Here is a 14634-nt window from a genome sequence, read left to right as displayed (position 1 = left end):
ACGAGACCGCCTGATTAGATACTGAAATCAGGCATTGCGGCTGTGGCCTCGCTGGGAATGTTTTGTTTTCTTGCTTCGTCGCAAAGTTGTTCAATGGTTATTTTGTCGAAACGCTCCATTATTTCCCTTTGCATGTCAACCCAGATAGGTCGAACGACATTGATACCGATGTCAGATCCCTCGTTATCTTTTGCCGGATCTGACGCGCCTTCCAGGTCTCTGACAACACGAATAATTTCGCCAACAGTTATACGTCGTCTTTCTTTTGCCAAACGGTATCCGCCCCGTGGTCCACGTTGTCCGGCAAGAACGCCATTGTGAACCAGCTGCTGAAGGACCTGTTCAAGGTAGCGTCTGGGAATGCCTTCCCGCCGGGATATTTCAGTTGATCTTACAGGCGCCGAGCCTGCGTGATAAGCGATATCTACAACCGCCTCTATTGCAAAGAGTAGCTTTTTTGATAGCCGAAGCATTTTTTGTTTCCCAGTCCCTTTTATTCCTGAGCAAAGACGCCTGTTGATCCAAAACCACCTTCGCCACGTGATGTGCTATCAAGTGATGTGGTTGTGGACCAGCTAGCCTGAATACAAGGGGCTATCACCATCTGGGCTATTTTTGCGCCTCTTTCGATGATGAAGGTTTCCTTGCCAAGGTTAATCATTATAACACCGATTTCTCCGCGATAGTCGGCATCGATTGTCCCCGGCGTGTTTACCAGGGTTATCCCGTGTTTTAGTGCAAGACCTGATTTTGGTCTGATTTGAGCTTCGTACCCGCTGGGCAGAGCAATCTTAAGTCCGGTGGGAACCAACAGGCGATCACCGGGTACCAATTCAATAGGGTTTTCGATGGCAGCAAGAAGATCCATGCCTGCTGATTGTGGCGTGGCATAGGTGGGAAGAGGTAAGCCTTCTCCGTGAGAGAGTTGAACGATCGATATTTCTACGTTCATACAGTTCTTCCTGACATACTTGTTAATTGTTAAACGTTGAGAGTTAAGTGATCTGCGATCCGCTTAGACAGTTTTTTTGCTGCCGCGTCTTTTGTCATTTTGTGCCATTGGTCCACGCCGCTTTTATCAATTAAAAACAGTGTATTTTCATCTCCACCAAAAGTTCCTGTTTCGGGTGATACGTCATTTGCCAGAATCCAGTCACAGCCTTTTCTTTCCCGTTTTGATATTGCATTTTCTGTGACTTGTTCTGTCTCGGCGGCAAAGCCGATCACAAGGCCCGGGCGCTTGGGTCCTGGTTTTGAAAGTATTGCCAGAATATCGGGATTTTGAACAAAGTTAAGCGTCGGAGCTTCTTCGTTGTTTTTCTTTTTTATTTTTTGTTCGCTTTGTTCTGCGATACGCCAATCAGCCACAGCAGCGGCACATATGGCGATATCTGCCGGTAAGGCATTCTGACAGGCTGCGAGCATTTCTTCGGCACTTGTGATTTTTATGACATTTACGCCTTGAGGAGGGGACAGTTGCGTTGGTCCCGATACCAGCGTGACGTCAGCACCAAGTTGCTGCATGGTTTGCGCAATGGCATAACCCTGTTTCCCGGATGAGTGATTGGCAATGTATCTGACAGGATCCAGTGCTTCATGTGTTGGCCCTGCGGTAACAAGGGTTTTGATTCCGGCGAGTGGTTTTTCAGAAGAGGTAGAAAAATAATCTTCGATTGCACCAAGAATCTCTGCTGGTTCCGCCATTCGTCCGGGGCCAAATTCTCCGCAGGCCATGGAACCTTCGTTGGGGCCAATTACCTTTACTCCGCGACTGACAAGTGTTTTTAGATTTTCCTGTGTCGCAGGGTGTTCCCACATGCGGATATTCATTGCCGGCGCAACGAGAGTATCTTTATCGGTTGCAAGTAGAACCGTGGATGCTAAATCATCGGCGCGCCCCTGAGCCATCTTGGCCATAAAATCAGCACTTGCGGGGACAACGACAATAAGATCGGATTGACGCGACAGTTGGATATGTCCGATTTCGGTTTCATCTGTGAGGGAAAAGAGATCAACAAACGTCTTTTCACCCGTTAGTGCCGAAACGGAGAGTGGCGTTACAAACTCTGATCCGGATTTGGTCAGGATTGCACGCACAGATACATCGCGCTCTTTAAGGCGGCGAATTAACTCCAGAGACTTGTATGCTGCAATGCCACCAGTAATCACCAGTAGAATGCTTTTGCCAGATATCATTATTAAACGTACTATTTCACTGTAAAATTGCGTAAATTAACATATTAATTTTTTGGATAAATCACTCAGTTGTCAACAGTAGATGTTAATAAATGTTAACTATTAAAAAATATAAAATTTACAACAAATCCAACGGAGAATGCAAAACTGGCTATCGCAATGATGAAAGCCCACTTTGCAGTTCCACTGCTTTCATTGTGAAAATCCTGAATGGTTTTGTTGTGTAATCGTAACCCTTGTTGAGAGAAAATACCCGATGCAGCCTCTAGGTTATGGATCAATTTTGGTAGAGTTTTAATGCTATCGGATAGCGTTGTAACACTCTCTTTTACAATTGCTTCCGGACCTCTGTTTTCAATAATCCATTCTTCGACGAGTGGTTGAGAAATTGCCCAAAGATTAAGGTTCTCTTCGAGTCCTCTACTGACCCCCTCAGCCATGACCATGTTTTTTTGTAACAGCAGCAGGTGCGGTTGGATTGTTATATCAAAGGATTCGGCAAGATGAAGCATTTGACCGAGTAGCCTGGCGAAAGAAAAATCGCTTAGATCTTTCCCCATAATTGGTTGGCAAACTGATCGTAGAGCCTGAGCAAAGGTTTCTATCTTCTGATTCGGAGGGATCATACCAGCGGCGACATGTGCTTTTGCCAGCTGTAGATAGTCCTGTTTCAAGAGGGCAATAAGCATGTCAGCAAGAAAGTGCCGCGTCGATTCATCTATTCTGCCCATGATCCCGAAGTCGACAGCAACGATTCTGCCATCATCACCGACAAACATATTCCCAGGATGCTGATCACCATGGAAAAAACCATCACGGAATACCTGATTAAAGAATATTGCGGCTGCTGTAGTCAGAACTTCTTCCAGATCGTGTCCGGCATCAAGAAGAGCCTGACGATCATCGAGAGGAATCCCTTCTATTCGGCTCATTGTCAGGACGCGACGGGCTGTTCTATCCCAATCTATTTCTGGTGTGTCATAGGTATAGTCGTTGGTAAAGTTATCGCTGAGCTCACAAGCTGCAGCAGCTTCCATTCGTAGATCCATTTCAAGGCGCACAGTGTCGTGGAATGTTTCAACGACTTCTGTGATTTTGAAACGCTTTAGACTCGGGCGTGCTTTTTCCAGTAATCCGGCGAGGTTATAGAAAAGCGTTAAATCTTTTTTGAAATCTTCTTCGACGCCGGGCCTTAAAACTTTAACGGCGACAGGATCTCCATCCAGAGTTTCTGCAAAGTGTACCTGAGCAATTGATGCGGCAGAAACCGGTGTTTCATCGAATGAGATAAAAAAGTCATCGATCTTGCCTTGAAGCTCTTTTTCGATGATTGCAATTGCTCTCTTGCCATCAAAAGCGGGCAGTTGATCCTGTAGATGGGCAAGATCTTCGGTAAATTGGTCGCCAAGAATATCTGCGCGAGTGGATAGAAATTGACCAAGTTTGATGTGGCTAGGGCCAAGCTCAGTTAACGCAGCGGCTAGCTTTTGCCCAGGACGAAGATCTGTATTTTTTCTGGACGCTTTACGGGCAAGCCAGACAGCAACAGCAGCAAGCTTTCCTGGTACAAGTCGTCTTTCTTCAAGAACGGCCAAGGCATCATGGCGTGCAAAGACACGGGCAATTTGTAACAGACGTAGAAGGGTCGCTATGTTTTTGAACATCAAATGTGCTTCATTTAAATATTAGATACGCCATCCGCAATGTATAGCGGCGACCCCACCTGTGTGATTTCTATAGCTGCATTGCTCTAAACCTGCGGATCGCATCATGGAAATCAAATCGTCCTGCGGTGGGAAGCGGCGAATTGATTCAGCCAGATATTGATATGATTCGCGGTCGTTCGCGACCAACTGGCCCATGTTGGGTAGAATTTTAAAGGAGTATTGGTCGTAAATCTGATCGAGAATTGGCAGAACAACCTGACTAAATTCAAGGCAGAAGAACCGCCCGCCGGGCTTCAGGACGCGTTTGGCTTCGGCCAATGCGCGATCAATATGGGTAACGTTTCTAAGGCCAAAAGCTATGGTGTAAGAATCCATACTCCGGCTTGGAAAAGGAAGACTCTCTGCGTTGCCACAGGTCCAGCTCAATCCCTTTAGGATGCCGTGGTCAATGGCACGGTCTCTACCGACAAGCATCATGTCGGGTGTCAGGTCGCAAACGGTAACGGGACCGACCTTGTCACGCCCAACACGGTCAATAATCCGCATCGCAATGTCACCGGTTCCACCCGCAACATCCAGATGAGCTTCGCCCGGTTGTGGATTAACCCAATCGATCAGGGATGCTTTCCATAAACGGTGAACACCACCGCTCATGAGGTCATTCATGATATCGTACTTATTTGCGACGCTCTCAAAAACACCACGTACAAGGTGTTTCTTGTCATTTACGGATACTTCTTCGAACCCGAAGTGGGTTGTATTTGTTGAAGACTGTTTGTCTGTTCTATTTGCCATTAGAAAGTTCCAACTGCGAAGCTCTGGAGCAGTTATATTGCTGTGGCTTGTGTAAAGCACTTTAGTGTTTCTGCTTGAATGATATAGTACTGCTGCTTGTCGAACGCAAAGGAAAACAAGGTTATGCCAGAACTACCCGAAGTCGAGACTGTTATGCGCGGCTTACGCCCTAGTCTTGAAGGGAGTATTCTCAAAAAAGTCACGCAAAGGAGAGATAATTTACGCTTTCCTCTGCCAGAAAATATGGCGGCGAGGTTAACGGGTCGTAAAGTCGAGCAGTTAAAGCGTCGGGCAAAATACGTTCTTGCGCATCTTGATGATGAGATGGTGTTGTTTTTCCACTTGGGTATGTCTGGGCGCGTAACAATTCTGCAAGGCGATAAGCGGCCGCCGTTGGGAACGCACGATCATATTATCTTTGAGACAGACAGTGGTGATGAGATCAGATATTGCGATCCCCGTCGTTTTGGTATGATGGATCTTGTTCACGTCAATGATCTGGAAAGTCACAAAGCTTTTAAGGATCTAGGGCCGGAGCCTTTGGGGAATACTTTTAACGGGCCGGATTTTTTTGCGAGGATCAAGAGCAAGAAAACCAATATTAAAGCAACGATACTTGATCAGCGTGTTGTTGCGGGGATCGGGAATATCTATGCCTGTGAAGCATTACATCTCTCGGGAATTTCGCCGGAAAGACAGGCGCAAAGCCTGACAATGGCTGAGGCAGATTTTTTGGTGGTGACCATTCGTGATGTTTTAAACAAAGCGATTGAAGCCGGGGGGTCCAGCTTGCGCGACTATGTGCAGGCTTCGGGAGAGTTGGGTTATTTTCAACACTCTTGGTCCGTTTATGGACGTGAAGGTGAGGCCTGTCGAAGGTGCGCTCGTGAATTTGATGGTAAAGACGACACTCAATTCCTTATAGAACGTATTCAGCAGAACGGGCGCTCGACTTTCTACTGTCCGACCTGTCAGCGCTAAGATCGCAATAAAGATGGTTGATTTAATGGTACGAATATTTTTGATTTTTTCTAAAGCTTTAAGGTTGTTGTTCTTTTGTGGTGCGTTAATGGCAGCAAGTTCCGTTTTCGCATCCGAAGGGGGCTTTTTTACGGGCAGCGGTGGTGTGCCTATTGTTCCCGGTATGGAAGAAATGAAAGAGCTCGGGGTTGTTTTTGATAAGCCAGAAGGACGCATTGTCGAAGCCTTTGCCTCGGGCCATCTGTCACAAGTTGATGTGAGAGAGTTCTATGGGCGGACATTACCGCAATTGGGGTGGGACGTCGTTGGCGAAGGATTGTTTATCCGCGAAGGCGAGGTTCTAAAGATAGAGATCCTGGAAGGTGTGGAAAACAGCAGATCGATTCTGCGAATTATTCTCGCGCCCTCGCAATAAACATACGGCACTCTTCCCCCGAAATTTGTGAAGAAAAAAATTATAAAGAGTATACGATATTACTCAGAGCAAAGATTGAATCAGGAGCCGACCTAAAATGACATATGAATATATCGCCGTGGAAAGACATGACCGTGTTGGTCTTATCAAGCTTGATCGTCCTGAAGCTCTGAATGCGCTTTGCGTCGGCCTAATCGATGAGCTTGGCCGGGCTGTTTCAGAGTTTGAAGCTGATGACACAATCGGGTGTATGGTTGTGACTGGATCTGAAAAGGCCTTTGCTGCCGGTGCCGATATTAAGGAAATGGTGGGGAAAGACTTTCAAGCAGCTTATCGGGAAGATTTCATTACCGATGATTGGGAGGTTCTTGCCAAAACAAGAAAGCCTGTGATCGCGGCTGTAGCAGGTTATGCATTGGGTGGTGGCTGTGAAGTTGCCATGATGTGTGACTTTATCATCGCTGCAGATACGGCAAAATTCGGGCAACCAGAAATAACCATTGGGACGATTCCCGGTGCGGGTGGTACGCAACGCCTTACCCATTTGATTGGCAAGGCAAAGGCAATGGACATGTGTTTAACCGGGCGGATGATGGATGCGGAAGAAGCAGAGCGAAGCGGCCTAGTGAGCCGGGTTGTTCCCGCAGCTGAGTTGATGGATGAGGTGTTGGCCGCAGCGAAGAAGATTGCGGGATTCTCTCTTCCTGTAACGATGATCGCTAAAGAATCCGTTGATAGAGCTTATGAAACCACTCTTTCCGAGGGACTCCGTTTTGAAAGACGTGTTTTCCACTCAACCTTTGCTTTGGAAGACAGGCGGGAAGGAATGACAGCTTTTGTTGAAAAACGTAAGCCTGACTGGAAGCATCGGTGATAAAACCAGAAATAAGACTGGTTTAGCGCTATTCTCCTATTGGTTATGCTGTTGAGAGCGGTGTCGGCAATAGGTGAATGAAGGTGTTTAAATGATGCATTCGTTTGTTGTGTGGTCATAAAACTGACTCATCATGCTTGACGAACACACAAGGCACCGTTATAACGCCGCAACTTTCGAGATTCATTATTACTGAAGAATAGGCGCCTATCGATGGCTAATCATCTTTCTGCGAAAACCCGGATCCGTCGTAACGAACGCCGTTACGAACTGAACTCATCACGTCTCGGCCGCATTCGCACTTTTGTTAAGAGTGTTGAAGCTGCGATTGGCGAGGGCGACAAAACTGCTGCTCAGGAAGCTTTCAAAGCTGCTCAACCTGAAATGCACCGTGGCGTTCGTGCCGGTATTCTACGCAAAAACACAGTTGCTCGTAAGCTGTCCCGTTTAAACGGACGCATTAAAGCTCTGGGTTAAGTTATCCTTCCCATTTCATAGGATGGGTCGGTAAAAAGTCGTGCTCTTTTGAGTGCGACTTTTTTTTATGTGGAGTCGCTTGGATTCTCTGAAATTCATGGAAATTCGAGTTGTAACGTTATTGGGTGAATCGGTGGGGCTACTAGATTTAGTGGGTCACCTTTTTGGCAATACCCAAGGACTGAATTTTTGTCGGAAAAATATCATGTTCTTGATCTGATCGTGTTGCATGAAATGCCATTGCCGAGTACATTACATCCTCTCGGGAAGGGAAATTCATAATTATAGTATGATTTGCTCTGCATAATATTTCTGCGAGTTAAAGTTATTCCGTCCTTGATATTGAAGAGTGTAAGTGAAACCTAAAATTTTACTGATTTTGGGATTGGTTTTATTTGTGCTTGCGCGAGGTTTATTGGATTTATTTTAATAGACATGTTTTTGAACTTGATCGTGACGGTTAATGCATAATTTTTATTTGTTTGTAAGTATAGGCGGGGAGGCATATGGCTCAGAGTGAGGTGATTTTATCTTTTCAGCAACAATGGGACCGTGTGCTCGGAAGACTGCGCACCGAAGTTGGCGAAGCTGCTTATCGTAGCTGGCTGAAGCCGTTGTCATTGTTGTCTGGCGATGAATCCTTTATTCGTATGGCTGTGCCGACACGTTTTATGCGTGATTGGGTTGCCAGTAACTACCAAGATCGGATTCAGGCTCTGTGGCTTGAAGAGATCGGTACCCCTACTGATGTTGAGATTGTTGTTCTGTCTCCGTCTCGTCCGGTACCAAAACCTGCTTTGGTCGATGTGAAAGATGAGCCTGAGGTTGTGCGCACTCAGGAAAAAGAAGCGCCTGTTGTGAAAAGAGCTTCTCCCTTACCAGTAGAGACCGTAGCGCAAGAACAGGACGTTCAACAGATAACAGGATCTTTGGATCCGCGATTTACCTTTGAAAATTTTGTGGTTGGAAAGCCAAACGAGCTTGCTTATGCGGCTGCTCAGCGCGTAGCTGATGCAGAAGCGGTGCCTTTTAATCCTCTTTTCCTATATGGAGGTGTTGGGCTTGGTAAAACACATCTGATGCACGCGATTGCACATCAGATCCGTAAAGCCCATCCCGAAAAGAAAGTTATCTACCTTTCAGCTGAAAAGTTTATGTATCAGTTCGTGCGTGCTTTGCGAACAAAAGATACCATGTCATTTAAGGAGCAGTTTCGTTCCGTTGATGTGTTGATGATTGATGACGTTCAGTTCATCGGTGGACGGGAGGCAACACAGGAAGAGTTTTTCCATACCTTTAATGCGCTGGTTGACCAAAATCGCCAGGTTATCATTTCAGCAGACAAAAGCCCTTCTGATTTGGAGGGCGTTGAAGAGCGCATGAAGTCTCGCCTTGGCTGGGGCTTGGTTGCGGATATCCATCCAACAACGTACGAACTTAGATTGGGTATTCTCGAATCAAAAGCTGAACAGCTAGATGTTGAAATTCCGCAGAAGGTTGTCGAGTTCCTTGCCCATAAAATAACATCTAATATCCGTGAGCTGGAAGGCGCGCTTAATCGTATTGTTGCTCACGCGACCCTTGTTGGCCGCTCGGTTACTCTGGAAACCACGCAGGAAGTGTTGCACGACCTTCTAAGGGCGAATGATCGCCGAGTGACGATTGAAGAAATCCAAAAGAAAGTTGCAGAGCATTTTAACGTTCGCGTGTCAGATATGCACTCTGCCCGTCGTGCCAGAGCCGTTGCTCGACCGCGACAAATTGCAATGTACCTTTCAAAACAGCTAACATCGCGCTCGTTGCCCGAAATTGGCCGCAAGTTTGGTGGACGTGATCATACGACAGTTATGCATGCCGTGAAAAAAGTCGACGAATTGAAGTCCTCTGACCTTGAGTTTGCAGAGGATATAGAACTTCTTAGCCGGATGTTGGAAAACTAGGTTGATCTTAGGCTAGTTTGCCCGGCTCATTTTTCTGACTCATTTATATGTCGAGTTGTGCTGTTGAATGAGGAATTTTTCGTCCCTCTTTCCTGATATCTCTTTGATGTGATTCCAAGATTTTGGAAATTCACGTCATAAGCAGATAAGATGTTATAATTGTTTTCCTTCTGTGAACTAACCCGCTATACTTTCCGCCCGAGTCCCACCTAGAAAGTCCTAGTACTCTCAATTGTGAGGCACGGGGGTAATCGTGACCTTGTTCTGTGGTGTTGCACAGGAGGGGGTTTTTAATGGTACTGATGAAAGATACGGACTGAGTCATAGCATCATGAAGTTGACAATCGAACGCTCTGCATTGTTGAAATCCCTGGCACATGTTCAAAGTGTCGTCGAACGCAGGAATACTATTCCAATTCTTTCCAATGTTTTGATGGAAGCCAAAGACGGAAAGTTATCCCTGACAGCAACTGACATGGATCTGACTATTGTTGATCAGGTTGAAGCTACAATTGTTGATGCGGGTGTGACGACAGCCCCTGCACATACATTTTATGATATCGTCAGAAAACTTCCTGACGGTTCCGAAGTCGAACTGACTGCCAATGCCGAAACGGCCCAAATGACCCTTAAAGCTGGGCGTTCTACCTTTACACTTCAGACATTGCCGCGCGAAGATTTTCCCGCTGCTGGCGTTGCTGATCTGCCGCAGGTTTTTGGTATTCAGGCGGGTGAGCTCAAAAACTTGATTGATAGAACCCGTTTTGCAATTTCAACTGAAGAAACCAGGTATTACTTGAACGGCATTTATGTTCATGCGACGGAAGCCGAAGGTATCCCCGTCTTGCGCGCGGTTGCTACAGATGGCCATCGTCTTGCGCGGTTTGAAATGCCATTGCCGCAGGGTGCTGAAAATCTCCCGGGCGTGATTGTGCCGCGTAAAACGGTCAATGAGCTTCGTAAGCTGATTGATGAAACCAATGATCCGATCGAAGTTTCTCTTTCTGAAACAAAAATTATGTTCCGTTTTGATTCAACGGTTCTAAGTTCCAAGTTGATCGACGGTACATTCCCTGATTACCAGCGTGTTATCCCAAGTGGTAATGACAAGAGTTTGGTTCTTGACTGTAAGACCTTCTCTGCCGCTGTTGATCGTGTTTCCACGATCTCCACTGAAAAGAGCCGTGCGGTCAAAATTACGTTGGACGGATCGTCTCTGACGCTGTCTGCCACATCTGCTGAAAATGGTAGCGCGGTTGAAGTTTTGGAAGTGAATTACGAAGGAACGTCCCTCGATATTGGCTTTAATTCCAGATACCTTCTGGATATTGCCCAACAAATTGAAGGTGATTCTGCTGAGTTTTTGATGGCTGATGCTGCTTCCCCGACGATTGTCAGAGATTCTGCTGATACATCTGCGCTTTATGTGCTGATGCCGATGCGTGTTTAGTCGAATCTGGATATAACAGTCGTATGCAGGCTGCTGCCCAGAATGGATCATCATTTGTGACTGACGAAATTTTGTCAGAGACCCTTTGGTTGCGTCGGGTCGTTCTGACCCAGTTTCGTAGTTATGAGCGTGCGGAAATTACGGTTGATGCGCGACCTGTTATTTTAACCGGGGCAAACGGGGTTGGTAAAACCAACTTGCTTGAAGCGATATCACTCATGACGCCGGGGCGGGGATTGCGGAGCGCATCCTTGCCGGAAATTGCGCGTCGGTCAGCACCTGAAACACCAGAGGCTTGGGCTGTCGCAGCAGAGGTGATGACCGAGGATGGACCGAGAGATATTGGGACAGGGCGTGATCCCTTGAACATGAACGGAACTTCTCGTGAGCGTCGGATCGTTCGGGTGGACGGAGAGAATTGCAAAAGCCAGCAAGCTTTGGCTGAGGTTTTCTCGACAATTTGGCTAACCCCGCAAATGGATGGGTTACTCAGGGATGGTGCCGCAGGGCGTCGAAAGTTTCTGGATCGCTTGGTCCTTGGTTTTGATCCTGCTCACGCAGGTAATACAAGTGCCTATGACCATGCTTTGAGAGAGCGATCCCGTTTACTCAAAGCCGGTAATTCCGATGCAGCTTGGTTGTCCACGTTAGAAGATCGAATGGCAAGGCATGGTGTTGCCATTGCCGTAGCGCGGCGTGAAATGACTGAAAAGCTGATAGACGCCTGCGCCCAAACTGTTGGCGATTTTCCCATCGCGGGTTTGGCTTTGGAAGGAACAGTCGAGGGTTGGTTGGACGAAAAACCTGCCTTACTGGTCGAAGAAGATTTGAGATCCTGTTTGGCCGATAGTCGATCTAAAGACGCGATTACTGGCGGAGCATCGTGGGGACCACATCGAAGCGATTTGATGGTCCATCATCAGGAAAAAGATATGCCGACTGCTCTGTGTTCGACTGGCGAGCAAAAAGCACTTCTGTTGTCTATTGTTTTGGCCCATGCTCGATTGGTGATGTTGGAACGCGGGGCAGCACCCTTGATGCTCTTGGATGAAGTTGTTGCGCATCTTGATGAAAAACGGCGCAAGAGCCTCTTTGATGAAATACTACACTTGCGTTGTCAGGCCTGGATGACAGGAACTGATGCGAATGTCTTCACGGACATGGGCGAAAAAGCGCAATATTTAACGATTAAAGACGGGGCCGTATTATTGGCCCACACGGGGGAATAACTTCGTGAACGTCAAACTTGGAAGAAAGTGGTAAAAATGACCGAAAACGGCGATATGCTAGACCAAGAAAACGGCGGCCAGAACAACGAATACGGCGCTGACTCTATTAAGGTGCTGCGTGGCCTTGAAGCTGTTCGGAAGCGTCCCGGTATGTATATCGGGGATACCGATGATGGTTCCGGTCTTCACCATATGGTTTATGAGGTCGTTGATAATGCGATCGATGAAGCACTTGCCGGGCATTGTGATACGGTTGGTGTTATCCTAAACGGCGACGGATCCGTGACGGTTCACGATAATGGACGTGGCATTCCGGTTGATATTCATACGGAAGAGGGTATTTCTGCTGCCGAAGTTATTATGACACAGCTTCATGCTGGCGGTAAGTTTGACCAAAACTCTTACAAAGTATCCGGTGGTCTCCACGGGGTTGGTGTTTCCGTTGTGAATGCTTTGTCGGTGAAGCTGGAACTTCATATCTATCGTAATGATATCGAACACTACATTTCTTTTACCCATGGGGAAGCTGATGGCCGTCTGATCGAAAAGGGGCCAGCGAATGGTAAAAAAGGATCTCATGTGACATTCTTGCCGTCGCAAGAAACCTTTACGATGGTCGAATTTGATTTTAACACCCTGGAACATCGTCTGCGCGAGCTGGCATTCCTGAATTCAGGTGTTCGTATTACACTTCGCGATGATCGTCATGCTGAACCAAAAGAAACAGTGTTCATGTACGAAGGCGGGTTAAAAGCCTATGTACAATACCTTGACCGGACCAAGACATCACTTTTCGAAGACGTTGTTCATATGGAATCTGAAAAGGATGGAATTACTGTCGAAGTAGCGATGCAGTGGACAGACAGCTATCACGAAAACACTCTGTGTTTTACCAATAACATTCCGCAGCGCGATGGCGGAACCCATATGGCAGGTTTCAGAGCAGCCTTAACGCGTCAGATCAATTCCTACGCAACATCTTCAGGTTTGATGAAGAAAGAAAAGGTCAGTCTGACAGGGGATGATTCGCGTGAAGGTTTGACCTGCGTTCTTTCAGTTAAAGTGCCGGATCCCAAGTTCTCCAGTCAGACAAAAGACAAACTGGTTTCATCTGAAGTTCGACCTGTTGTTGAGAACATTGTTAATGATCGCCTTGGTCAGTTCTTTGAAGAACATCCAAATGAAGCAAAGCGGATTGTCGGGAAGGTTGTCGAAGCTGCCGCTGCACGTGAAGCAGCGCGTAAAGCGCGTGAGTTGACACGCCGCAAAGGAGCCTTGGATATTTCTTCTTTGCCAGGAAAGCTGGCAGATTGTCAGGAACGCGATCCAGCCCTTTCAGAAATCTTCATTGTGGAGGGTGATTCTGCGGGAGGATCAGCCAAACAGGGTCGTGATCGTGCGACACAGGCAATTTTGCCGCTACGTGGTAAAATTTTGAATGTTGAACGTGCCCGTTTTGACAAGATGCTTTCCTCGACAGAAATCGGAACACTGATTACGGCGTTGGGAACAGGCATTGGTCGAGACGAGTTTAATATCGAAAAACTCCGCTATCACAAAATCATCATCATGACCGATGCGGATGTGGATGGTAGCCATATTCGTACATTGCTATTGACGTTTTTCTATCGTCAGATGCCTGAAATTATTGAACGCGGGTATCTATACATTGCCCAACCACCACTTTATCGCGCCAAAAGAGGTGATTCTATCCGCTATCTCAAAGACGATCGCATGATGGAATCCTATCTGATTAGCAATGGTGTTAAAGATGCTCTTCTTGAGACAAAAGAAGGCGTGCAGGTTGCTGGCGAAGATCTGATCGAGGTCGTTTCTAATGCAGTGTCTGCACGGAATTTGATGATCCCCCTTATCCGCAAAGTCGGATCTGTGGAATTGGTTGAGCAGGCGGCTATTCTGGGCGCATTAAGTGAGCCTCTATTGCTGGACGAGAGCCGCGCGCCTGTGGTTGCAGAAAAAATAGCGCAGCGAATGAATGAAACCTTGCCTGAATTGCAACGGGGATGGGCTGCTGAAACGAATACGGTTGATGGTGAAATCACACTGACCCGTACTTTGCGTGGTCTGACAGAACGCCGTGTGATTGATCTGACACTTGTCCGAACAGGTGAAGCGCGTCGTTTGAACAGTCTTGCTGATGAAATGCAGGAATTCTATGCGGCCAGTTCGACGTATCGCGTCAAGGACAAGGAAACAACTATTACAGGGCCGAATGCTTTAGCCAATCTTGTGTTCGACCTTGGCCGCAAAGGCATTAACGTATCCCGTTATAAAGGGCTCGGGGAAATGAACCCGGATCAGCTTTGGGAAACAACACTGGATTCAAACGCAAGAACCCTACTACAGGTAAAAGTCGGACATAGTGACGAGGCGTCTGATATTTTCTCAACACTTATGGGCGATGTGGTTGAACCACGTCGTGACTTCATTCAAAGCAACGCGTTGGAAGTTGCCAACCTGGATGTTTAAGGTACGTTTTGTGATGTAACAAAAGGCCGGTGCTTTTTAAGCTCCGGCCTTTTATTTTAACCGGCTTTTATTCTAAGAAGTCATCTTCTTGACACTGAGCTGCCACTAGCCTGCCAAATA

Annotated in this window: 13 protein-coding genes; 8 read left to right on the top strand and 5 right to left on the bottom strand. The window is 46.9% G+C overall.

The genetic code is table 11. The annotated features are described in order from the left end of the window. Positions 1-14 precede the first annotated feature (14 nt). The 5 genes from WH96_RS09290 to ubiE form a co-directional block, all read right to left on the bottom strand. Positions 15-473 (bottom strand): RrF2 family transcriptional regulator, encoded by a 459-nt coding sequence (locus WH96_RS09290; RefSeq protein WP_047763897.1) that lies wholly within the window; start codon positions 471-473, stop codon positions 15-17. A 20-nt stretch (positions 474-493) separates the two neighbouring features. After that, entirely contained in the window at positions 494-952 is a 459-nt protein-coding gene (gene dut, locus WH96_RS09285) for a dUTP diphosphatase (protein WP_047763896.1), read from the bottom strand. 29 nt (positions 953-981) lie between these two features. Then, positions 982-2196, bottom strand: a complete 1215-nt coding sequence (gene coaBC, locus WH96_RS09280; protein ID WP_047763895.1) for a bifunctional phosphopantothenoylcysteine decarboxylase/phosphopantothenate--cysteine ligase CoaBC — start codon at positions 2194-2196, stop codon at positions 982-984. Between the two features lie 95 nt (positions 2197-2291). Beyond that, positions 2292-3860, bottom strand: a complete 1569-nt coding sequence (gene ubiB / locus WH96_RS09275) for a 2-polyprenylphenol 6-hydroxylase (protein ID WP_047763894.1) — start codon at positions 3858-3860, stop codon at positions 2292-2294. A gap of 21 nt (positions 3861-3881) precedes the next feature. Further along, positions 3882-4658, bottom strand: a complete 777-nt coding sequence (ubiE, locus tag WH96_RS09270) for a bifunctional demethylmenaquinone methyltransferase/2-methoxy-6-polyprenyl-1,4-benzoquinol methylase UbiE (RefSeq protein WP_047763893.1) — start codon at positions 4656-4658, stop codon at positions 3882-3884. A gap of 123 nt (positions 4659-4781) precedes the next feature. Here ubiE and mutM point away from each other — a divergent pair, with 123 nt between their 5' ends. The 8 genes from mutM (at position 4782) to gyrB (ending at position 14514) form a co-directional block, all read left to right on the top strand. Next, positions 4782-5639: a bifunctional DNA-formamidopyrimidine glycosylase/DNA-(apurinic or apyrimidinic site) lyase gene (gene mutM / locus WH96_RS09265; RefSeq protein WP_047763892.1), complete on the top strand. Its 858-nt coding sequence runs from the start codon at positions 4782-4784 to the stop codon at positions 5637-5639. Positions 5640-5727: 88 nt separating this feature from the next. Continuing rightward, positions 5728-6054 (top strand): hypothetical protein, encoded by a 327-nt coding sequence (locus WH96_RS09260; protein ID WP_156176763.1) that lies wholly within the window; start codon positions 5728-5730, stop codon positions 6052-6054. Positions 6055-6151: 97 nt separating this feature from the next. Next, a complete protein-coding gene (locus tag WH96_RS09255; protein WP_047763891.1) occupies positions 6152-6928 on the top strand; it encodes an enoyl-CoA hydratase in 777 nt (258 codons plus the stop codon). 213 nt (positions 6929-7141) lie between these two features. Then, positions 7142-7405: a 30S ribosomal protein S20 gene (gene rpsT, locus WH96_RS09250; RefSeq protein ID WP_047763890.1), complete on the top strand. Its 264-nt coding sequence runs from the start codon at positions 7142-7144 to the stop codon at positions 7403-7405. Positions 7406-7911: 506 nt separating this feature from the next. Beyond that, positions 7912-9345 carry a chromosomal replication initiator protein DnaA gene (gene dnaA / locus WH96_RS09245; RefSeq protein WP_047763889.1) on the top strand — a complete coding sequence of 478 codons (1434 nt, stop codon included), beginning with the start codon at positions 7912-7914 and terminating at the stop codon, positions 9343-9345. 331 nt (positions 9346-9676) lie between these two features. Continuing rightward, entirely contained in the window at positions 9677-10795 is a 1119-nt protein-coding gene (dnaN, locus tag WH96_RS09240) for a DNA polymerase III subunit beta (RefSeq protein WP_047764227.1), read from the top strand. A 56-nt stretch (positions 10796-10851) separates the two neighbouring features. Continuing rightward, entirely contained in the window at positions 10852-12024 is a 1173-nt protein-coding gene (gene recF / locus WH96_RS09235) for a DNA replication/repair protein RecF (protein WP_342667212.1), read from the top strand. A gap of 36 nt (positions 12025-12060) precedes the next feature. Then, positions 12061-14514, top strand: coding sequence for a DNA topoisomerase (ATP-hydrolyzing) subunit B (gyrB, locus tag WH96_RS09230; protein ID WP_047763887.1), 2454 nt, complete (start codon positions 12061-12063; stop codon positions 14512-14514). The last annotated feature ends 120 nt before the right edge of the window (positions 14515-14634 follow it).

Source organism: Kiloniella spongiae, from assembly GCF_001026905.1.
In the GTDB taxonomy this organism is placed as follows: Bacteria; Pseudomonadota; Alphaproteobacteria; order Kiloniellales; family Kiloniellaceae; genus Kiloniella; species Kiloniella spongiae.
The sequence above is the reverse complement of the archived record's forward strand: the minus strand, read 5'-3'. Positions and strand labels throughout refer to the sequence as shown.

Coding starts and splice junctions, on each gene's coding strand:
- ubiE (WP_047763893.1), bottom strand. CDS start 4,658: ATGGCAAATAGAACAGACAAACAGTCTTCAACAAATACAACCCACTTC.
- gyrB (WP_047763887.1), top strand. CDS start 12,061: ATGACCGAAAACGGCGATATGCTAGACCAAGAAAACGGCGGCCAGAAC.
- WH96_RS09260 (WP_156176763.1), top strand. CDS start 5,728: ATGGCAGCAAGTTCCGTTTTCGCATCCGAAGGGGGCTTTTTTACGGGC.
- ubiB (WP_047763894.1), bottom strand. CDS start 3,860: ATGTTCAAAAACATAGCGACCCTTCTACGTCTGTTACAAATTGCCCGT.
- dnaA (WP_047763889.1), top strand. CDS start 7,912: ATGGCTCAGAGTGAGGTGATTTTATCTTTTCAGCAACAATGGGACCGT.
- WH96_RS09290 (WP_047763897.1), bottom strand. CDS start 473: ATGCTTCGGCTATCAAAAAAGCTACTCTTTGCAATAGAGGCGGTTGTA.
- mutM (WP_047763892.1), top strand. CDS start 4,782: ATGCCAGAACTACCCGAAGTCGAGACTGTTATGCGCGGCTTACGCCCT.
- dnaN (WP_047764227.1), top strand. CDS start 9,677: ATGAAGTTGACAATCGAACGCTCTGCATTGTTGAAATCCCTGGCACAT.
- WH96_RS09255 (WP_047763891.1), top strand. CDS start 6,152: ATGACATATGAATATATCGCCGTGGAAAGACATGACCGTGTTGGTCTT.
- rpsT (WP_047763890.1), top strand. CDS start 7,142: ATGGCTAATCATCTTTCTGCGAAAACCCGGATCCGTCGTAACGAACGC.
- coaBC (WP_047763895.1), bottom strand. CDS start 2,196: ATGATATCTGGCAAAAGCATTCTACTGGTGATTACTGGTGGCATTGCA.
- dut (WP_047763896.1), bottom strand. CDS start 952: ATGAACGTAGAAATATCGATCGTTCAACTCTCTCACGGAGAAGGCTTA.